The sequence below is a fragment of the Embleya sp. NBC_00888 genome, assembly GCF_045207655.1.
In the GTDB taxonomy this organism is placed as follows: Bacteria; Actinomycetota; Actinomycetes; order Streptomycetales; family Streptomycetaceae; genus Embleya.
In genome coordinates, this window is the sequence record NZ_CP108784.1 from 6,004,542 (window position 1) to 6,024,760 (window position 20,219).

Annotated in this window: 18 protein-coding genes; 10 read left to right on the top strand and 8 right to left on the bottom strand. The window is 71.6% G+C overall.

Annotated features, from left to right (window positions below; translation table 11 throughout):
- The first annotated feature begins 30 nt into the window (after window positions 1–30).
- Window positions 31–708, top strand: a complete 678-nt coding sequence (locus OG948_RS25725) for a restriction endonuclease (RefSeq protein ID WP_395869528.1) — start codon at window positions 31–33, stop codon at window positions 706–708.
- Between the two features lie 162 nt (window positions 709–870).
- Here the strand turns inward: OG948_RS25725 and OG948_RS25730 are convergent, their stop codons facing one another.
- The 3 genes from OG948_RS25730 to OG948_RS25740 form a co-directional block, all read right to left on the bottom strand.
- On the bottom strand, window positions 871–1,083 hold the full coding sequence (locus tag OG948_RS25730) for a zinc ribbon domain-containing protein (protein ID WP_406298719.1): 213 nt from the start codon (window positions 1,081–1,083) through the stop codon (window positions 871–873).
- A gap of 22 nt (window positions 1,084–1,105) precedes the next feature.
- A complete protein-coding gene (locus OG948_RS25735) occupies window positions 1,106–1,426 on the bottom strand; it encodes an antibiotic biosynthesis monooxygenase family protein (protein ID WP_395869524.1) in 321 nt (106 codons plus the stop codon).
- A 114-nt stretch (window positions 1,427–1,540) separates the two neighbouring features.
- Window positions 1,541–3,835 carry a collagenase gene (locus OG948_RS25740; protein ID WP_406298720.1) on the bottom strand — a complete coding sequence of 765 codons (2,295 nt, stop codon included), beginning with the start codon at window positions 3,833–3,835 and terminating at the stop codon, window positions 1,541–1,543.
- A 454-nt stretch (window positions 3,836–4,289) separates the two neighbouring features.
- On the opposite strand from OG948_RS25740, the gene OG948_RS25745 reads away from it, so the two are divergent.
- From OG948_RS25745 to OG948_RS25755, 3 genes are all read left to right on the top strand, one after another.
- Complete coding sequence (locus OG948_RS25745) at window positions 4,290–4,595, top strand: hypothetical protein (protein ID WP_406298721.1); 306 nt, start codon at window positions 4,290–4,292, stop codon at window positions 4,593–4,595.
- 247 nt (window positions 4,596–4,842) lie between these two features.
- Window positions 4,843–6,360 (top strand): aldehyde dehydrogenase, encoded by a 1,518-nt coding sequence (gene adh, locus OG948_RS25750; protein ID WP_406298722.1) that lies wholly within the window; start codon window positions 4,843–4,845, stop codon window positions 6,358–6,360.
- A complete protein-coding gene (locus OG948_RS25755) occupies window positions 6,360–6,800 on the top strand; it encodes a DUF779 domain-containing protein (RefSeq protein WP_406298723.1) in 441 nt (146 codons plus the stop codon). Before adh ends, OG948_RS25755 begins: the two co-directional genes overlap by 1 nt.
- Before the next feature lie 55 nt (window positions 6,801–6,855).
- Here OG948_RS25755 and OG948_RS25760 read toward each other — a convergent pair whose 3' ends face one another.
- On the bottom strand, window positions 6,856–8,172 hold the full coding sequence (locus tag OG948_RS25760; RefSeq protein WP_406298724.1) for a prenyltransferase/squalene oxidase repeat-containing protein: 1,317 nt from the start codon (window positions 8,170–8,172) through the stop codon (window positions 6,856–6,858).
- A 96-nt stretch (window positions 8,173–8,268) separates the two neighbouring features.
- On the bottom strand, window positions 8,269–9,309 hold the full coding sequence (locus OG948_RS25765) for an MBL fold metallo-hydrolase (protein ID WP_406298725.1): 1,041 nt from the start codon (window positions 9,307–9,309) through the stop codon (window positions 8,269–8,271).
- A gap of 310 nt (window positions 9,310–9,619) precedes the next feature.
- On the opposite strand from OG948_RS25765, the gene OG948_RS25770 reads away from it, so the two are divergent.
- Together OG948_RS25770 and OG948_RS25775 are read left to right on the top strand one after the other, a co-directional pair.
- Complete coding sequence (locus OG948_RS25770; protein WP_395869508.1) at window positions 9,620–11,083, top strand: aldehyde dehydrogenase; 1,464 nt, start codon at window positions 9,620–9,622, stop codon at window positions 11,081–11,083.
- A gap of 82 nt (window positions 11,084–11,165) precedes the next feature.
- Window positions 11,166–11,396 carry a ferredoxin gene (locus OG948_RS25775; RefSeq protein WP_406298726.1) on the top strand — a complete coding sequence of 77 codons (231 nt, stop codon included), beginning with the start codon at window positions 11,166–11,168 and terminating at the stop codon, window positions 11,394–11,396.
- A 135-nt stretch (window positions 11,397–11,531) separates the two neighbouring features.
- On the opposite strand, the gene OG948_RS25780 is transcribed toward OG948_RS25775, so the two are convergent.
- Window positions 11,532–12,137, bottom strand: a complete 606-nt coding sequence (locus OG948_RS25780; protein ID WP_020554687.1) for a TetR family transcriptional regulator — start codon at window positions 12,135–12,137, stop codon at window positions 11,532–11,534.
- Window positions 12,138–12,334: 197 nt separating this feature from the next.
- Here OG948_RS25780 and OG948_RS25785 point away from each other — a divergent pair, with 197 nt between their 5' ends.
- The 4 genes from OG948_RS25785 to OG948_RS25800 all read left to right on the top strand — a co-directional run bounded on the left by OG948_RS25785 (window position 12,335) and on the right by OG948_RS25800 (window position 17,919).
- Complete coding sequence (locus tag OG948_RS25785) at window positions 12,335–13,750, top strand: glycosyltransferase family 4 protein (protein ID WP_406298727.1); 1,416 nt, start codon at window positions 12,335–12,337, stop codon at window positions 13,748–13,750.
- A gap of 65 nt (window positions 13,751–13,815) precedes the next feature.
- Window positions 13,816–14,583 carry a class I SAM-dependent methyltransferase gene (locus OG948_RS25790; RefSeq protein ID WP_406298728.1) on the top strand — a complete coding sequence of 256 codons (768 nt, stop codon included), beginning with the start codon at window positions 13,816–13,818 and terminating at the stop codon, window positions 14,581–14,583.
- Window positions 14,580–15,713, top strand: a complete 1,134-nt coding sequence (locus OG948_RS25795; protein ID WP_406298729.1) for a prenyltransferase — start codon at window positions 14,580–14,582, stop codon at window positions 15,711–15,713. The genes OG948_RS25790 and OG948_RS25795 overlap by 4 nt, the downstream gene beginning before the upstream one ends.
- Before the next feature lie 382 nt (window positions 15,714–16,095).
- A complete protein-coding gene (locus tag OG948_RS25800; protein WP_406298730.1) occupies window positions 16,096–17,919 on the top strand; it encodes a serine/threonine-protein kinase in 1,824 nt (607 codons plus the stop codon).
- A 69-nt stretch (window positions 17,920–17,988) separates the two neighbouring features.
- On the opposite strand, the gene OG948_RS25805 is transcribed toward OG948_RS25800, so the two are convergent.
- Both OG948_RS25805 and OG948_RS25810 read right to left on the bottom strand, forming a co-directional pair.
- Window positions 17,989–19,002 carry an LLM class F420-dependent oxidoreductase gene (locus OG948_RS25805; RefSeq protein WP_406298731.1) on the bottom strand — a complete coding sequence of 338 codons (1,014 nt, stop codon included), beginning with the start codon at window positions 19,000–19,002 and terminating at the stop codon, window positions 17,989–17,991.
- Window positions 19,003–19,260: 258 nt separating this feature from the next.
- Complete coding sequence (locus tag OG948_RS25810; protein WP_406298732.1) at window positions 19,261–20,157, bottom strand: hypothetical protein; 897 nt, start codon at window positions 20,155–20,157, stop codon at window positions 19,261–19,263.
- Window positions 20,158–20,219: the final 62 nt, after the last annotated feature.

A 20,219-nucleotide genomic window follows, 5' to 3' on the forward strand; every position in this document is an offset into this window, starting at 1 on the left:
GGCCACAGCGTCACCGGGGGGACGACGGACATGGCACGTACGACGGTGAGGGCCTACCTCAATCTGGCCATCCTGGTGGCCGGGCTCGAACTCCTCGCCATCGGCATCTGGTTCGTCCTCGAGGGCATCCGGGTCGACCAGGCGGACAGCATGATGGTGGTCTACGTCTGCGCCGCGGCGGTGCTCGGCTCGGCGATCTGGCTGGGCGGATATCGGCCCCGGGCCGACGAGTTCGTCGAACGCTGCGACGACACCGCGCTGCGGGACGCGAAGGCGCGGCTGGACCGGATGGACCCGGCCCGGCTGGCCGAACACGTGGCCGACCTGTGCGAGCGGGACGGGCTGGCCGAGGTGGAGACGGTGCGGGTCGTCGAGGACGCGTACGCGGTGGACATCCACGCGAGGCGCGTCGACGGGACGTCGGCGGTGTTGCGGTGTCGCAGCGCGGAGGGGCCGGGGCCGGTGGCGGGGGGCGTGGTCCAGGACTTCGTGAGTGCGCTCGCCGCTCACGCGGGTGGGGATGGGGCTGCTGCGGGGGCCGGCGCGGGCGGGGATGGGTCCGGGGCGTTGTTGCTCGCTACGACGGCCGGGTGCTTTTCGGCCAAGGCGGCGGCGGTGGCGGCGTCTGCGGGGGTGGTGCTTTTGGATCGCGCGGCGTTGGCGCACTGGGAGTGTGACAAAGAGGTGCCGGCGCCTTTGGCCGCGTAGCGGGCTTTTGGCCTCAAGCGCCGGCCGGGCTGGTGTGGCCTCAAGCGCCGGCCGGGCTGATTGGGTTCGTCTGGCCTTGGGTAGTTGGCTCCGCTGGGTTGGCCTCAAGCGCCGGCCGGGCTGATTGGTGCGCCGGTTGGGGTGGGTTGGGCCTGGGTGGGGTCAGTTGCAGCAGCCGCCTCCGCAGCAGCCGCCTCCGGTGTTGCCGGTGGGGCGGGGGGTGGAGGCGGTGCCGGTTACGGCGACTGTGGACAGGAGTTTTGTGGTGTCGCCGTGGCCTTGGGGGCAGGTGGCCGGGTCGTTGGCGGCGGACATCGGGCGGTTGAGCTCGAAGGTGATGTCGCAGGCGCGGCAGCGGTAGTCGTAGCGTGGCATGGCGCCAAGGCTAGTGCCGCGGTCAGGCCTTCGGGCCGGTGCTCTGGACGACCTCGAAGGACCACAGCGCCGAGTCGGTGGAAGCCGGCTTCGGCCGTTCGCCGCCGTCGCCCTGCCCGTGCGCGGCCTTCATGGTCCCGGCCATCCACGCCTGGAAGTCCTCCTCGCTGCGCCAGCGCGTGTACACGAGGTACTGGTCGGTCCCCTCGACCGGCCGCAGCAGTTCGAACCACTCGAACCCGTCCTGCGAGTCCACCATCCCCGCACGCGACGCGAATCGCTGCTCCAGGGTCTCCCGCATCTCGGCGGGCACGGTCAGCGCGTTGATCTTCACCACAGACATGCCCCCAGTCTGCCGGACGATCGGGCCTCGCCTCGCACCGGAGCGGGCGGAGGGGACGGCCCCCGGGCGCGGGGTGGGCAGCGCTCGGGGGCCGTCGTTGGTGGGGGTGGTGGATCAGGGGCGGAGGGGGCCTTCGCAGGTGTAGGTGGAGGTGGCGGCCCGGGCGTTGGTCCAGGCGACGGGTGCGGTGAAGTGGCAGTTCATATCGGCGAGGTTGTCGAGGGCCGTGCCGGCGCGGGTGAGGATGAAGTAGTCGACCGTGGCCGCCATGGCGGTGTGCATGCGGCCCGGATCGGTCGAGTCGATGTTCGCGGTGATCGCGCCGGTGCAGGTGAAGCGGGGGAGCCTGTCGCGGGTCGCGGTGCACGACGTCGGGTTGTTGGAGGTGGCCCGACGGAAGGCCCGGCGGACCTGGTCGGCGCCGGTCGCGGTGAGTTTCCCGGGCGCGGTGTACTTCGCCACCGGCACGATCAGGTTGTCCACGTCGGCGATTCGGCGGTCGAGGTAGGTGTCGAACTCGACCTGGAAGGTCGGGCCGCTCACCCGGTCGAGGAAGGCGTCGAACGCGGCGACGTCATTGTTCCGCAGGTGGGTGTACATCTCGGCGAGCAGGTCCGGGTGGTCCCGGCCGAGCATCGAGAAGAACGAGCCGGCGTAGGCGTAGTAGCGGAAGAAGTAGCCGTCGTCGTCGTACTTGAAGTGCAGCGTCTCGCGGACGGACGGCCGACTGCCGTACTTCCGCACGTCCGAGATCACCTTGGTGACGAGCGACTTGCGTAGCTGCACGCCCTGGTCGCGGGTCGCGCCCGCCAGGTACTCGGCCATGCCCTCGTCGAAGGCGGTGGTCCGGTTCTCCGCGTACCAGGGACCCTCGCCGAACGAACCGGGCACCGCCCAGCGGCCGTTGAGGTAGTGGGTGTACTCGTGGCGGAACAACTCCTCCAGCTGGAGGAGGGAATCGCGCGGCACGACGCGTTGGTAGGTGTAGAAGGTGGCGCCCGCTTCGATGTACAACCCGCCGTTGTTCGTCGAGTAGCCGTACAGGAACGGCTGGTACGTGTGGTAGTCGGCCATGCTCGCGTACAGCCGGACGGTCAGCTTGTGGTTCGGGTCGCCCGTGAGCGGCTGGTCGGTGCCCACCGTGCGGAAGAACTGCTCCTTGACCTGCTTGGAGGCGTAGTACAACTGCTCGACGGTGGCCCGGTCGAGGGACGTGTGCACCTCGATGTCGCCTTGGTCGAAGGTGTACGTGTTCGGGAACACGGCCGCCTCCACGTCGGCCCGACAGACCCCCGCCGCGTGACAGCGGCCGTAGGTCTCCAGCCAGTGCGCGACCTCGCTCCACGGCACCGAGAAGCGGCCGTACCAGCCCTCGGTGTCGGTGAGCATCGTGCTCAGCCCGGTCATCGTCTCGGCGGTCAGACTCGGGATCTGCCCGAGTCGGCCGTACTCGTAGACGCCGTTGCGGAGCAGTCCGGAGGTGCTCGGCGTGTTCAGGTGCCGGTAGCCGACGAACGCCTTCAGGCCGGCGCGGTAGGTCGGATCGGCCTGTACGGCGGCGATGAAGCCCGCGTCACCGTTGTAGATGCCGTGGTAGGCGAGGGTTTGTGCGGAGAGCACCGCGTTCCGCCGAGCCGCGTCCTGCCACGCCGCCGTACTGCCGTCCATGTCGCGGAACATCCGGGTCAGCAGCGGCAGTTGTCGCCCGCGTACGCCGTCGATGTCGGCGCTGATCAGCACTTCGCGCAGCAGTGCGCCCGAGGTGGGTGTGAGGTCGAACGCGTGCGATGCGGCGCGGAAGGCGTCCGCCGCCGCGTTGATCGCGGCCACCACGGCCGGCCCGCGCAGGTCGATCGCCGGGTTGTCCCAGTCGAGGTAGAGCGCGGCGTGGGTGAAGTACCAGAGTTCGTACAGGTGCGACGCGTTCGTGCCGTCGTAGCCGGGGGCCAGCGCGGTGATCCGGGCCAGCACCGCCTGGAGGTGAGCCGGCGTCAGCACCCGACCCAACTCGGGGGTGTAGGTCCACAGGAAGCCGCGCAGGCAGTCGGGTCCGACGTCGGCGCGGGTGAGGAAGTCGGCCAGGGCCTGCGGGGACAGCGCGGAGAACTCGGCGAGCGTGCAGCCGGCCGGCAGGGCGGCGGCCTGGGCTCGCAGGTGCGCCGGCGGGCCGATCGGGAGGTCCGCCGGGGAGGGGCCTCGGCCGGGCGGCTTCGCGTTGCTCCCGTCGACCGGACCCGGACCCCGGTCGGGACCGAGCGAGAGTGGCGAACCGATCCGGTCGACCTCGTCGCCCGGATCGGCCGCCGTCGCCGTGTTCGCTTGCCCGACCCGCGAATTCGTGCTCGCGATGGGGCCGGCCGAGGCCGTCGGCGGAGCTGCGATCGGCAGCACACCGACGGCCAGTGCCAAGAGGGGAACGCTTGTGGCAAACCACTTCCTGTGGCGTGCGTGATTGCTCATGTACGGCCCTTCGGGCACGGGCGGACCACGGTCGGTGGTCCACAGTGAGAACACGACGCTGAGTACAATGGCATATGTCACACGTGACATCCAGATGGATCCACGTTGAATCGTTCCCGACGGGGATCGGAAGTCGGTTCGGAGGTCGGTGCCGTGCTCGCGGAGCTCGGCGGTCATGTCGGCTACCGGGCGGCGAGCTCGGCGTTCGCCTTGGCGGTGACATGGGCGAGCGCGCGGGCGGCGATCTCCCGGTCGGCGGTCGGAAGGTCGCCGTACAGCCGCTCGGCCACGCCTCTACGCGCTGATCGAGGACAACGAGACCCGCTTCCAGGAGGCCTTCGCGCGACACTGCGCGGACGGACTCCCGCCGGCCCGCGACCGGCTGCGCGCCTTCCTGTACGGCATGGCGGAACTCGTGCACGATCACCGGGAGTTGCTGCTGCTCGCAGAGGGGAGCGCGCCGGCGGGGCGCTATCGCAGCGCCCCGTTCCGCCGGCACCACGAGCAGATCGCCGGCATGGTCGCGGAGCTCGCCCCCGACGTGGACGCCGCCTATGTCGCCGATCTGCTCCTGATGGCGTTCACGCCGGGCCTGTTCGACTTCCAGCGCACCGAGCGCGGCTGGGACGTGAACCGCATCAAGCGCGGCCTCGACACGCTGATCGCCGGTATCGGGGCCGCCGAAGGGGCCGACGAGCAGCCGTCGTGACCACCACCGCGAACCGTGGGACAGGAACACGACAGGGTCAGGACACGGACGGCACGGGGACAGGCGGCCCACGAGCGACCCGGCCCGCGGCGACCCCCGGAGCCGGCATTTCCCGGCGATGAACCCGTGACCTTCGGCCCGCCGGCGACTAGCGTCGGCCGCAGGCGCCCCGAGCCGCGACCCGGTCGGGTGTGTGCCGCTGATGGTCCGTCATGCCCAGTGCACGGCAAGGGAAGCGGAGGCTCGTGTGGTCTACAGTCAGCCCGGCCAACCGGACAGCATCGTCAATTTCGAACCTCGGTACGACAACTACATCGGGGGCAAGTGGGTACCGCCCGTGCAGGGCCGGTACTTCGACGACATCACCCCCGTGACCGGACAGCCGTTCTGCGAGGTGGCCCGCTCCACCGCCGAGGACGTCGAACTCGCGCTGGACGCCGCGCACGCGGCCGCCGACGCGTGGGGGCGGACCAGCGTCACCGAGCGGTCGCTGATCCTGCTGAAGATCGCCGATCGCATCGAGCAGAACCTCGAACGCCTCGCGGTCACCGAGACGTGGGAGAACGGCAAGCCGGTCCGCGAGTGCCTGGCCGCCGATCTGCCGCTGGCCGTCGACCACTTCCGCTACTTCGCCGGGGTGATCCGGGCCCAGGAAGGGTCCATCTCGCAACTCGACGAGGACACCGTCGCGTACCACTTCCACGAGCCCCTCGGCGTGGTCGCGCAGATCATCCCGTGGAACTTCCCGCTGTTGATGGCCACCTGGAAGCTCGCGCCGGCGCTCGCCGCCGGGAACTGCGTCGTGCTCAAGCCCGCCGAGCAGACCCCGGTGAGCATCCTGGTGCTGATCGAACTGATCGCCGACCTGCTGCCGCCCGGTGTGGTCAACGTGGTCAACGGATTCGGCTTCGAGGCCGGCAAGCCGCTGGCGAGCAGCAACCGGGTGGCGAAGGTGGCCTTCACCGGCGAGACGACCACCGGGCGGCTGATCCTCCAGTACGCGTCGCAGAACATCATCCCGGTGACCGTCGAACTCGGCGGCAAGAGCCCGAACATCTTCTTCGCCGACGTGGCCGACGAGGACGACGACTTCTTCGACAAGGCGGTCGAGGGTTTCGTGATGTTCGCGCTCAACCAGGGCGAGGTCTGTACGTGTCCGTCCCGGGCGCTGATCCACGAGTCGATCTACGACCGGTTCATCGAGCGCGCGTTGGAGCGCACCCGGGCGATCGTGCAGGGCAACCCGCTCGACCCGGCGACCATGGTCGGCGCGCAGGCGTCCAACGACCAGTTGGAGAAGATCCTGTCCTACCTCGACATCGGCCGGCAGGAGGGAGCCGAGGTCCTGATCGGCGGCGCGCGCAAGGTGGTCGAGGGCTTCGAGGACGGCTACTACGTCGAGCCGACCATCTTCAAGGGCACCAACGACATGCGGATCTTCCAGGAGGAGATCTTCGGCCCGGTGGTCTCGGTGACCACGTTCGGCGACGACGCCGAAGCGCTGCGGATCGCCAACGACACGCTGTACGGGCTGGGCGCGGGCGTGTGGACCCGGGACGCGACGCGGGCCTACCGGTTCGGTCGGGAGATCAAGGCCGGCCGGGTGTGGACCAACTGCTACCACGCCTACCCCGCGCACGCGGCGTTCGGCGGGTACAAGGCCTCCGGGATGGGCCGGGAGAACCACCGGATGATGCTCGGCCACTACCAGAACACCAAGAACATGCTGGTCAGTTACTCGGCGAAGAAGCTCGGATTCTTCTGATGACCGAGTCGCCGCAGGCGCCGAGCGTGTCCGACCCGCCCGCCCGGCCGGGGACTTCGGTCGAGAAGGTCGCGATCACCGCGGCCGCCGCCGAGCTGGTGGTCGAACTCGCGGCCGAGCACGGGCCGTTGTTGTTCCACCAGTCGGGCGGTTGTTGTGACGGGTCCTCGCCGATGTGCTACCCGAGGGGGGAGTTCCTGGTCGGCGACGCGGACGTGTTGCTCGGCTGGGTCGCCGAGCAGCCGTTCTACATGTCCGCGGCGCAGTACGAGTACTGGCGGCACACCCACCTGACCGTGGACGTGGTGCCCGGTCGCGGCGGCGGGTTCTCGGTCGAGGCGCCGACCGGCAGGCGATTCCTGATCCGCTCCCGGGTGTTCACCGACGACGAGGCGCACCGGCTGGAGAGCGACCAGGCGCCGCCGGGCCGGCGGCACTGAACGGTCGGGCCCGGGACGGGATCGCTCCCGTCCCGGGCCCACCGGCGCGATCGGCTCAGTCCTCGCGGCGGCTGCGTCGCATGCCCAGGATCAGGGTGGCCGCCAGCAGTACCGCGATCACCGCGGCCAGCGTGTCCCGCAGGGTGTGGTCCGCCGGGCCGTCGATCAGGTTGCTCTGGTTGGTCATGTCCGGGGTCGGCGTCGCGGCCGGCCCGGTGGCCTGGAGCAGCTTCGGCAGGTCCAGGCCGCCGAACGTGGTCACCGTGCGGTTGGTCGCCTCGGCCGCCAGGATCAGCGAGGCGAGCCGGACCGGGTCGCTGCCCGCCATGGTCTTGGCGCCCGAGGCCAGCCAGTCGACCGCCGCGCCCGCCTCGGCCGGGTGGCCGGTCGCGGACAGCGCCTGGACGGCGGCCACCGTGGCGTCGAAGTCGCTCGGCCCGCCGAAGTGATTGCCGCCCGCCTTCAGCTTCGCGATCAGCCACGCCGCGCCGCCCTGCGCGGCCAACGCCCGGCCCGGCTCGGCGCCGGGGCAGATCAGCGGGGTGACCGCGATGGAGGGGGCCGGTACGGCGGGCTGGGTGCCGTATCCGAGCGCGAGCACCGAGCGTGCGGTCACCGTCGGATCGACCGGACCGCCCGGCCGCGCGGCGAACGCGCCCCGATCCGGCTCGGGCGCGGCGCAGCGCGACTGGGTCGCCTTGAGCGCGTCGGTCGGCGTACGCCCCTGCGGCGACCTGAGCAGTTCCGGCGAGCGGCCGGCGGTGACGATCGCGCTGATCGCGGCCGCCGTCGCGGCGGGGTCACCGGTCGCGTCGGGCGCGGGTACGGTCGCGAACGAGCCGTCCGCGAGCTGCTTGGACCGCAGCCAGTCGACCCCGCGCGCGACCCGAGTGTCGTAGGTGCGCAGCGCGTGCAGCGCCTCGATCGCGGTCGCGGTCGCGACGGTGTCCTCCCGAGCGGCGTCGCACGGCGCGGCGGGATCGGCTCGATACGCGGTGAAGCCGCCGTCCGCGCACTGCTGTCCGAGCAGCCACTCGATCGCGGTCGGGGCCGGTTGGCTGTCCGTGGAGGCCAGGGCCATGATCGCCAGCGACTGCCGGTAGACCCCGTCCGAGGTCGGATCACTCCTGCCGTACAGCGCGAGCGGCACCGGTCCGGACTGGGCCTTGTCGACCGAGACGCGTTGGACGGCCGACACGGAGGTGGTGATGGTGCGCGGCACCGAGTCGCCCACGGCCGCCCCGAGCGAGCCGCCGGGAGGCGGCGGTGTCGGCGCGGCGGCGGCCACACCCCCCGTCCAGAGCGAGCACAACAGCGCCGTCGTGAGCACGGAGGCCGCCGCGGCACGCCCGCGGCGTCGGGGGGAGGGCATGCAGTGCCTTTCGCTGAACGCTGAGCGGATCGGACCGCGAAACCGACGGTCGACGGTCCCGGCCACCCTACCCGTGCGCCCCCGCGGACCCGAGGGTCACAGGGCCGTATAGCGCACGGGGTCGCCGCCGGGCTCCGCGCCCGCACGTCCGCGCTTGACCAGGTGGCGCAGGTGCGCGGCGGCCTCGCTGAGGGCCAGTTGCCGGTTCTGCGCGCCCAACTGCGCCCACGGCCGGTTCCAGTCCATGCCCTCGGCGATCTGCCACAGGGTCAGCGACGCCGCGCACAGGCGCGCGTGCAGCGCCGCGAGCCGGTCCTCGTGCAGCCGGGTCACCTCGGCCGCCCGACCCGCCGCGTCCTCGAAGGCGTGCTCGTGGGCGGGCAGCACGCCGGTGATCGGCAGCCGCGCGACACGTGTCAGCGAGGCCAGGAAGTCACCGAGCGGGTCGGCCTCCTCGGCCTCGTCGTACAGCCCGATGTGCGGCGTGATCGAGGGCAGCAGGTGGTCGCCGGAGAGCAACCGGCCGTCGCCGCCCTCCAGGTGCAGGCAGACGTGGCCGGGCGTGTGCCCGGGCGTCCACACCGTGCGTACCGTGCGACCGGGCGCGGGCGCGAGTTCGCCGTGCACCAACTCGCGGTCGGGCACCGCGTAGTGCAGACGTGGGCGGCTGCCGGCCGTCGCGGCGCGCAGGCCGGTGAGCGCGTCCAGCGCCTCCTGCGGCGCGCCCGCGAGGGCGAGCACCTCCAGGTGGTGGCGCAGCCAGGCGGAGCGCGGCGCGTTGTTGATCAGTTCGACCTGCTCGGCGTCCGCCGCGTGCAGCGCGACCCACGCGCCGGAGGCCTCGCGCACCTTCTCGGAGAGCCCGTGGTGGTCGGGGTGCGCGTGGGTGACCAGTACGCCGTGCACCTGCTCGATCGAGGTGCCGACCTCGACCAGGCCGTCGACCAGCGCCCGATAGGAGACCGGGTCGTCCCAGCCCGAGTCGACCAGGACCGGTCCGGCGTCGGTCTCCAGCACATAGACGAGGGTGCAACCGAGCGGATTGTTCGGGATCGGAACCGGGACGGTCCACACACCGTTGCCCAGATCGGCGACCCGAGGCGTCGGTGGGGTGGGGCGGCTGGATGCGGTGGTCACGGGCGGCCTCCTTCTCGATGTACTCGAAGTGGCGCCAGTCGAACGCCGGGTGCGCGCCCGACTTCGATGATCACCATAGAACACGTTCTCTCATACACCACCGCGCCGATGACTTGAGGGGTCGTCAGATCGAGATCCGGCACGTACGATCCTTACCTGTCAGCCGATGAGACTCCAGTCTCATTCGAGCCGCGAATGCGTTGTTCCCTCATCGGCAAACTGATATCTGTTCTAGTCAGAGTTCTGCTCATAGCCCGCAAGCCCCTGTATCGCGCAGCGTGTGTGCACGCCCGCACCGAGGAGGACCGTGATGACGGATATCGTGGAGCACAGCCAACTGGTCATCGGCGGAGAGCTGGTCGACCCCATTGGCAAGGACACGATCGAGGTCGTCTCGCCCCACACCGAAGAGGTCATCGCGCGCGTTCCGCACGCCTCGACCGCGGACGTGGACGCCGCGGTCGCCGCCGCGCGCAAGGCGTTCGAAGAGGGCCCGTGGCCGCGCATGTCGTTGGACGAGCGGATCGCCATCCTGGAGAAGATCCGCGACGGCTTCATGACGCGGTCGCAGGAGATCGCCGAGGTGGTCGCCTCGCAGAACGGATCGCCGGTCGGCTGGGGTCTGTTCGCGCAGGCCATCGGCGCCGGGATGATCTACGACACGGTGGCCAAGATCGCCCGCGACTACCAGTGGGAGGAGAAGCGGACCGGGCTGCTCAACCCGCTGCTGATCCGCCGCGAGGCGGTCGGCGTGGTGGCCGCCGTGGTGCCGTGGAACGTCCCGCAGTTCGTCACCGCCGCCAAGCTGGCGCCGGCGATCGCGGCCGGCTGCACGATCGTGCTCAAGCCGTCCCCGGAGACCCCGCTCGACTCGTACATCCTGGCCGAGATCTGTCGCGAGGCCGGCCTGCCCGACGGCGTGCTGAGCATCGTCGCCGCCGACCGCGAGGTCAGCGAGTACCTGGTCGCCCACCCCGGCATCGACAAGGTCGCGTTCACCGGCTCGGTCGGCGCGGGCAAGCGCATCATGGAGGTCGCCGCGCGCAACCTCACCCGGGTCACCCTGGAACTCGGCGGCAAGTCGGCGGCGATCATCCTGCCCGACGCCGACCTGGAGCACACCGCCACGACGCTGCTGCCCAACTCGTACATGAACAACGGCCAGGCGTGCGTCGCGCAGACCCGGATCCTGGCGCCGCGCGCCCGCTACGACGAGATCGCCGAGCGCTTCACCGCGTGGGTCGGCGAGCTCAAGGTCGGCGACCCGATGGCGGCCGACACCCAGGTCGGCCCGCTGGTGGCCAAGCGCCAGCAGCAGCGCTCGTTCGACTACATCCGGATCGGCCAGGAGGAGGGCGCCAAGCTGCTCGCCGGCGGCGGCCGTCCCGAGGCGCTGGAGAAGGGCTGGTACGTCGAGCCCACCCTGTTCGGCGACGTGGACAACTCGATGCGGATCGCGCAGGAGGAGATCTTCGGCCCGGTCGTCGCGCTGATCCCCTACGACGACGAGGAGCAGGCGATCGCGCTGGCCAACGACTCGGACTTCGGGCTGTCCGGCAGCGTGTGGACCACCGACATCGAGAAGGGCATCGACGTCGCCCGCCGGATCCGCACCGGCACCTACTCGGTGAACACGTTCGGCCTGGACTTCTTCGGCCCGTTCGGCGGCTTCAAGAACTCGGGCATCGGCCGCGAGTTCGGCATCGAGGGCCTGGGCGCGTACACCGAGGCCAAGTCGATCGCGTTGCCCGCGGGCTACGACGCGCAGATTTGACCGTCGCCGCCGGCTCGCCTCCACGCGGGGCGGGCCCGGCGGTTCCAGGCCCTGCCGGGCCGAGCGAAGAAGAGGTGTTCTGATGGGTGATCGCTGGCGCGTCGAGGTCGACAGAAGCGTCTGCATCGGTTCGGGCATGTGCATCGGCAGCGCCCCGGCCGACTTCAAGCTGGACGCGGGCCGGCAATCGCATCCCAGGGCCGAGGAGATGGACGCCTCGGACGCGATCCTGGAGGCGGCCGAGAGCTGCCCGGTCGAGGCGATCTCGATCGTCGAGGTCGGCTCGGGGAAGACGGTGTTCCCGCCGGACTAGGGCACGGCCCGCGGCGATGTCGGCGCGCCGCGGCATCGCGTCGGTCCGACGTCGCCGCGGACGAGCCGGCACGGAAGCCGCGGGTCCCCGGTCCTCGACCGGGGCCGTGCGGCGTCACTACGGCGACGGGCGCGCTCAGTCCTCGGGGATCAGCCGGCAGACGGTCTCGATGTCGGTGCGGACCTGGGCGATGGAGGCGCGGCCGTTCAGCCACGCGATCAGCGACGAGTGCCACGTGTGGGTGATCACCCGGATCACCGCGAGGTCCTCGGCGGTCGGCTCCCCGGCCGGCTCGTCGCCGCTGATCGCCTCCAGGATCATCGTGGTGGTCTCCCGGCTGACCGTGTCCACCTCGGCGCCGACCGAACGGTCCGCGAACTGGAGCGCGCGCATCATCGCCTCGGTCAGGTGCGGCTCGCGCTGCATGCCCTTGAACGCGCGCAGCAGCGTGTCCACCACCCGCTCGCGCGAGCCGGCGCTCCGGGGTGGGCGCCGGCGGAGCTGGGCGTGGAGCTGATCGAGCTGGTCGTACATGGTGGCCACCAGCAGGTGCACCTTGGACGGGAAGTAGCGGTACAGCGTGCCGAGCGCCACCTCGGACAGCTCGGCGACCTCGCGCATCTGGACGGACTCGTAGCCGCCCCGGGCGGCCAACTGGGTGGTCGCGCGCAGGATCCGGCGGCGGCGCGCCTCCTGCCGCTCGGTCAGCGGCGCCCGGTCGGCCTTCGTGTACGTGGTCATGTCAGCCCCTCGGTGCGCGGCGGTTCGCCGGCTGGTGTGTTACGGGTCACGCGGTGCTCGTCGCAGTGGGTACCCGGCGGTATCTTGGCTGCTCTCCGACGAGCAGATACTGAAACTTGTTCTAGATTACGCGACTACTATGCTCCGACGAGGGCAGCGATAGGGGGCCATTCGTGATACGGGAGACCGCAACCGCTGTGGATGCCCAGGTGGACCCGGCGCGGACCTCCCCGGAGCGACCCTTGCGAATCGCCCTGCTGGCGTACCGAGGCGATCCGTACTGCGGCGGACAGGGAGTCTACGTCCGCCACCTGTCCCGCGAACTCACCCGGCTCGGTCACCACGTCGAGGTGATCTCCGGCCCCCCGTACGCGGTCGTGGACGAGGGCGTGAAGCTCACCACACTGCCCAGCCTGGACCTGTACCGCGACCCGGACCCGTTCCGGTTGCCCCGGCTCGGCGAGTACCGGGACTGGATCGACGTGCTCGAGGTCGGCGGCATGCTGACCGCCGGCTTCCCCGAGCCGCTGACCTTCTCGCTGCGCGCGTGGCGGCACCTGGCGGCCCGGCGCGGCGAGTTCGACGTCGTGCACGACAACCAGACGCTGGGCTACGGCCAACTCGCGCTGCCCCGACTCGGCTTCCCGCTGGTGACCACGATCCACCACCCGATCACGGTCGACCGCGCGCTGGAGATCGGCGAGGCCACCACGCTGCGCCGCAAGGCCACGCTGCACCGCTGGTACGGGTTCACCACCATGCAAAAGCGGGTCTCCGCGCGGCTGAGCGAGGTGCTCACCGTGTCCGGCTCGTCCAAGGCCGAGATCATCGACCACCTCGGCGTCTCGCCGAGCCGGGTCACCGTGGTGCCGGTGGGCGCCGACACCGACCGCTTCGCGCCGGACGCCTCGGTCCCGAAGGTGCCCGGTCGGATCGTCACCACCGCGAGCGCGGACGTGCCGCTCAAGGGCCTGATCCACCTGGTCGAGGCACTCGCCAAGCTGCGCGCCGACCACGACCACGTCGAACTCGTGGTCGTGGGCCGACCCAAGGGCGACGGGCCGGTGCTGCGCGCGATCGACCGGCTGGGACTGACCTCGGCGATCCGCTTCGTGTCCAATCTCAGCGACGACGAACTCGTCGATGTGATCCGCAGCGCCGAGATCGCCTGCGTGCCCTCGCTCTACGAGGGCTTCTCGCTGCCCGCCGCCGAGGCGATGGCCTGCGGGACCGCGCTCGTGGCCACCACGGGCGGCGCGATCCCGGAGGTCGCCGGGCCGGACGGGGAGACCTGCCTGGCGGTGCCGCCGGGCGACCCGGAGGCGCTGCGCGCCGCGCTCACCCGACTGCTGGAAGACCCCGAACTGCGGGCCCGACTGGCCCAGGCGGGCCGCGCCCGGGTGCTCGAGCGGTTCACCTGGCGCAACACCGCGGTCCGGACCGCGGAGCGCTACCGGGCCGCGATCGAGGCCGGCCCCACCGCGCCGACCACGGCCGGCGCCGGTAGACGCGGGCTCACCGAGCGCGCGAGCGACGTCCTGCTCGGCCGCTCGCCGTTCGGCCGCCGGCTGCCCCCGCCCGCGTCGCACGGCGCCGGCCCCGGAAACCGCTGACCACACCCCACCCTCGCCGGCCGCCCCCGCAACCGGTTCGCGCAATACGAGACGGAGTCGCCGACTTGCTCACCGTGGATTTCTCCCGCTTTCCCCTGGCCCCGGGGGATCGGGTCCTGGACATGGGTTGTGGTGGCGGCCGGCACGCCTTCGAGGCATACCGGCGTGGCGCCGACGTGGTCGCGCTCGACCAGAACGCGAAGGACATCGCCGAGGTGGACGCGATGTTCGCCTCGATGCTGGCCGCCGGTGAGGTTCCCGAGGGCGCGCGTGCCGAGGCGCTCGTCGGGGACGCGCTGGCGCTGCCGTTCCCGGACGACAGCTTCGACCGGGTGATCATCTCCGAGGTGCTCGAACACATCCCGGACGACAAGGGTGTCCTGGGCGAGCTGTTCCGGGTGCTCAAGCCCGGCGGCCTGGCCGCGATGACCGTGCCGCGCTACGGGCCGGAGAAGATCTGCTGGGCGCTGTCGGACGCGTACCACGAGGTCGAGGGCGGGCACATCCGGATCTACAAGGGCGACGAGTTCCAGGACCGGATCCGCGAGTCCGGGCTCCGGCCGTACGGGACCCACCACACGCACGCGCTGCACTCGCCGTACTGGTGGATCAAGTGCGCGGTGGGCGTGGACAACGACAAGGCGCTCCCGGTCCGGGCCTGGCACAAGCTCCTGGTCTGGGACATCATGAAGCGCCCGCTGGCCACCCGCCTCGCGGAGAAGGCGCTGGATCCGCTGATCGGCAAGAGCCTGGTGGTCTACGCGACCAAGCCCCGGCCGCACGGCGACACCGCGGCAGGCGCCGACGGCGACCTCGCCGGAGCCCGCGCATGAGCCTCGCGGGTCGCCGTCGCGGCCCCGAGTCGGCGCTCGAACTGCTGGCGCTGGAAGGCGTGTTGACCGTCGGGCAGGTGGCCGAGACGATCGACGGGATCGCCGCCGTGCAACGGCCGGACGGGTCGATCCCGTGGTTCGTCGGCGGGCACTTGGACCCGTGGGACCACACCGAGGCCGCGATGGCGCTCGACGTGGCCGGCCGGCACGACGAGGCCGAGCGGGCGTACCGCTGGCTGGCGAGCCGGCAGGAGCCGGACGGCTCGTGGTACGCGGCCTACGTGGACGGCGTGGTCACCGATCGCAACAAGGAGGCCAACTTCACGGCCTACCTCGCGGTCGGCCTGTGGCACCACCATCTGCTCACCGGGGACGAGGAGTTCCTGGTCCGGATGTGGCCGAAGCTGCGTGCGGCGATGGGCTTCATCCTGGACCTCCAGGCGCCCGGCGGCGAGATCCGCTGGAAGCGCGACGAACACGGCGTGCCGGTGCCGGACGCGCTGCTCACCGGCTCGGCGAGCATGTACCAGGCGCTGCGCTGCGCGCTGGCGATCGCCGAGCACCTCGGCGAGCCCCAGCCGGACTGGGAGTTGGCCGCGGGACGGCTGGGCCACGCGGTGTTGTCGCACCCCGAGCGGTTCCTGGACAAGAACCGCTACTCGATGGACTGGTACTACCCGATCCTGGGCACGGCGCTGCGGGGGCCTGCGGCGAACGAGCGGATCAAGGACGGCTGGGACACCTTCGTGGTGCCGGACCTGGGCGTGCGGTGCGTCTCCGACCGGCCCTGGGTGACCGGTGCGGAGAGCTGCGAACTGGCCATCGCGCTCTGGGCGTTGGGCGAGAGCGACCGTGCGGTGGAGATCGTGTCGTGGATCCAGCGGTTGCGGCACGAGGACGGGTTGTACTGGACCGGGTACGTGTTCGAGGACGACGCGATCTGGCCCGTGGAGCGCACGGCGTGGACGGCGGGGGCGATGATCCTGGCCACGGCCGTGCTGGGGGGTGAGCCGGCGACCACCGCGGTGTTCGGTGGTGGGGGCTCGGCGTTCGCGGGCGACGGGTTGCCGGTGGGGCTGGCGCCCGAGCAGGTGCGGTGTGGCTCGGAGCTGTGCGTGGATGGGGTTTGAGGCCGGGGGTCCTCAATCGCCGGACGGGCTTGTCCTCAAGCGCCGGACGGGCTGGGAGGGTTGTCCTCAAGCGCCGGACGGGCTGAAGGGTTTGGTTGGCTCGGGTGTGGGTGTGGCGGAGCTTGTGCTCGGACGCCGGACGGGCTGGACCGGTTCTCCTCAAGCGCCGGACGGGCCGAAGGGGTCGGTCGGGTCGGGCGTGGGTGTGGTGGGGCTTGTGCTTGGGCGCCTGATGGGTTGGTAGTCGGCGTGGGTGTACTCGGTTGTTGGGCTTGGTTGGGGCGGCAATAGGGTTCGCGTGGGGGGCTGGGCGACTCGCGTGACGAGGGTGGGCATGGCGGCTGGGTTGGGGCCGGGGGACCGGATAGGTCCTTATACGGTGGTGGGATTGCTGGGCGCCGGCAGCCCCGGGTGGGTGTATCTCGCGCGGACCGGTGCCGGGCGGCCGATGGCCGTGCGGATGTTGTACGGCGAGCAGCGTGGCATCAAGCGGGCCCAGAAGGTGCGCGGGCCCGGTGTGATCGAGGTGATCGGCAGCGGCGGCGCGACCCGCAATCCGTGGGTGGCGTCGGTGTACGTGCCGGCGCCGTCGCTGGGGGATCTGGTGATCTCGTGCGGCCCGCTGCCGCCGGACGCGGTGCGTTGGCTCGCGGCCGGGATCGCCGAGGGTCTGGTGACGATCCATCAGGCCTCGCTCACGCACGGCGATCTGCGACCCGCGCAGATAGTGGTGGCCTCGGACGGACCGAGGGTGACCGGATTCGGGATCGAGGGCGCGGGCAGCCCGCTGACCGCGCCCGGGTACCTCGCGCCGGAGCAGGCCCGAGGCGAGGAGCCGGGGCCGGCGTCCGACGTCTACGCGCTGGGCGCGTTGTTGTGCTTCGCGGCGACCGGACGGCCGCCGCACACCGGCGAGGGCGAGGCGGCGATCCGGCGCAGTGTGGCCGGCGGCGAGCCGGAACTGGCCGATGTGCCGGAGGAATTGGCCGAGCTGATCCGGTCCTGCCTGGCCCGGGATCCGGAGGATCGGCCCACCCCGCGCGCGCTGTTGGAGGAGTCGGCCGCGGAACTGGCGGATCGTCAGGGGGCGTACGGTGCCGCGTCGTGGTTGCCGGGACCCGCGGTGGAGCTGATCGACGCGTACCACCGGCGTGGGCGTCTGGTCGGCGATCCGCCGACCGTGCCGCTCGGCGATCGATTCGGCGGCGGACCGAAGGGCGGTTCCGCACACGGCGGTTCGGTCGGGGACAAGGTCGGCCCGAGTAAGGCCGTCCAGCCCGCCGAGCCCGCCGAGTCGAGCGCTCCGGTCGAGGACGCCGAGTCGGCCCGGGAGGGTGCGGCCGTGTCGGCTCCGGCCGCCGCGGCGAAGAAGGATCCGGCGAAGAGCGAGGCCGTGCCGAGCGGGGCCGCGAAGGCCGATGCGGCCAGGGCCGGGGAAGGCGCGCCCGAGCCGGCGGAGGCCGCCGCCGAGACGATGCAACTCGCCCGGATCGTCGACGCGATGGTGCCGCGGATCGACGACAGCGACGACCGCCAGGACCCCTACGACCTGCCCGTTCCGCCCGAGCCGCACGAGGGCGGCGGGGCCGGGTGGCTCCTGGTCGCCGCGCTCGTGGCGATCGCGCTCGTGGGCGGCCTGCTCGCGGGTGTCGCCTACGAGCGCGGGCGCGGGGATCGTGATCGGGGCAAGGCGGGCGCGGCCGATGCCCGCCCCTCGATTCGGCCCGGCGACCCGGTCGCGGCCTTCGTGGCGAGCGTACCGGTGGGCGGCTGTGTGGACTTCGCGAGCGACGGCACGCCCGGGTGGCGACCCGCCGCGCCCCGCGCGCTGCCCTGTGAGGACCCGGCGGCCCGGCAGCGGGTGCTGGCGCGTACCTCGGCCGGCGGCGGCGCGAGCGACTGCATGGGTACCGACGGGCGCAGTCGCTGGCCGGCGGCGTCCGGCGTGCCCGCGCTGTGCCTGGAGCGGATCTTCCGCCCGGGCGAGTGTGTCCCTGCCGAGACGCGCGACGGGCGGCAATGGGCCTTCCTGGCCTCGCTGGTGCCGTGCCAGGGGCCGCTTCCGCAGGACCGCCCGGCGCGCCTGCGGATCGACGAGGTGCACCCGATGACCACGTCGAACGCCACCAGTTGCCCGGGCCGCTCGCCGGTCTACTATCCGTTGCCGTCCCGCGGCCAGGAACTGTGCATGGCCCCGCTGCCCTGATCTCGGGCCCGGGACCCGACCGCCGCTCCCGTGCCCGCGGGCCGCGGGGCGGCGACGGCCGGGCGGCGGTCAGCTCGCGAGTTCGGCGAGGAGCTTGAGGGCCGTGGGGTTGCGGGTGGTGACGATCATGTCGGTGACGTGCGGGTCGGCCGCCCACGCGGCGTAGCGCTCGCGGATGCGGTCGGCCGGGCCGACCAGGGCGATCTCGTCGACGAAGCCGCTCGGGACGGCGGCGATCGCCTCGTCGCGTCTGCCGGCCATGAACAGCTCCTGGATCCGGTCCGCCTCCTCGGCGTAGCCGAACCGGCGCATCAGGTCGGCGTGGAAGTTCTTGTTCTTCGCGCCCATCCCGCCGACGTAGAAGCCCATCGCCGCCTTGATCGGGAACATCGCCTGTTCGACGTCGTCGCCGAGCGCGACCTGCACCATCGGCGCGATCCGGAAGCCGTCCGGCTTGTCGCGCAGCGCGTCCGCGTACACCTCGGGCCGGGTCGGCGCCCAGTGCAACGGCAGCCATCCGTCCGCGATCCGCGTGGTCAGGTGTATGTTCTTGGGCCCTTCGGCGCCGAGGAAGATCGGCAGGTCCGCGCGCAACGGATGGGTGATCGACTTGAGCGACTTGCCGAGCCCGCTGCCGTCCTCGCCGGTGTACGGGTGCCGGGCGTAGCGTCCTTCGGCGACCACCGGTCCCTCGCGGCGCAGCACCTGGCGGATCACGTCGACGTATTCGCGGGTGAAGGTCAGCGGGCTCTTCGGGAACGGCCGCCCGTACCAGCCCTCGACCACCTGCGGCCCGGAGAGGCCGAGGCCGAGGATCACCCGCCCGCCGGAGAGGTGGTCCAGGGTCAGCGCGTGCATCGCGGTCGCGGTGGGCGTACGCGCGGTCATCTGGGTCACCGCGGTGCCCAGCTTGATCCGCGACGTGTGCGCGGCGATCCAGGTCAGCGGCGTGAACGCGTCCGAGCCCCACGACTCGGCGGTCCACACCGCGTCGAACCCGAGTCGTTCGGCCTCCCGCGCCAGTTCGACGAAGTCGGCGGACGGGCCTCGGCCCCAGTACCCGAACGTCAGACCCAGCCTCATGGCGTTACCTCCACGGAGTTGCACGGCGAATCGCCCCCGCAGACTAGAACACGTTTTAGTTCGTGGGGAGACCGACTCCCCTCGCGCGGACTTCCGGCCGCTGCCGGACGGGCGCGCGGACTCGCGTCCCGGACAGGCGCTCGGACTCCCGTACCCCGGACAGGCGAAAGGGCGCCGTCCGGTGTGGACGACGCCCTTGCCTTGTTGTCGAGTCGCGGTTCGTGTCTCGGTACTACCGGTTCCTCGGGAGCACCGGAGTCACGAGCGCTGGATGCCGATCGTGTTCTGGAGCACGCCGCGCACGTTGTCGACCTCGACGAGCAGGCCGTTGGGGTGCTCGGCCACCGCCAGGTACCAGACGCCCGTGTTCAGGACGCCCTTCTCCTGGTTGGTGTGCTCGTCCAGCATCGGCCGCGAGTCCGGCACCGAGAACCAGAAGGGCTGGAACGGCGCGCCGCCGGGTGCCGCGGCCGGGTTGGGCTGCTGCGCGCCGGGACCCTGCGGCCCGGGAGCGCCGAAGCCACCCTGCGGACCCTGCGGACCCTGGGGGCCCTGCGGCGCCGGGCCGCCGAAGCCGCCGGGCTGCGGGGCGCCGCCGTACGGCTGCTGACCCTGGGGGCCGGGCTGGCCGCCGTAGGGCGCGCCGCCGTACTGCTGCTGACCCTGCGGGCCGCCGAACTGACCCGGCTGACCGGCCGAGGGGCGGGCGGCACCGAGCAGCGGTGCCTGGAGGGCGGGCACCAGCGTGGTGGCGATCAGGGTCCCGCTGAGCACGAGGACCAGCAGGATGATGATGATGCCGCCGAACTTCATCTCCAGGCCGTCGTCGGCGCCGCCGATCGACCACAGCGCGTTGATCGGCGAGATCGCCGCGAGCGGCAGCGCCCACTGGCGCGCGGTCAGACCGAGGATCTGACGGTCGCGCAGTTGCGGGAGCAGCCCGCCGAGGATGAACAGCACGCCGGCGATGATCGGGGTCAGGACGACCGCCGAGATGGTCGGGGCCAGGAACCCGGACCAGGCGTTCCAGGTGAAGTCGGACGAACGGCCGAGGCCGTCCTTGGCACCGATGTAATCCAGGAACGAGAAGATGAAGATGAGCACGGCGGCGACCCCGATGACCGCGTCGCCACGCGAAAGCTTTCTGACGTCCACTAATACTCCTCCCGAGGGGGATGGGCGCCGACAGCGTACGGGGGCGACCCAAGTCGTGCCAC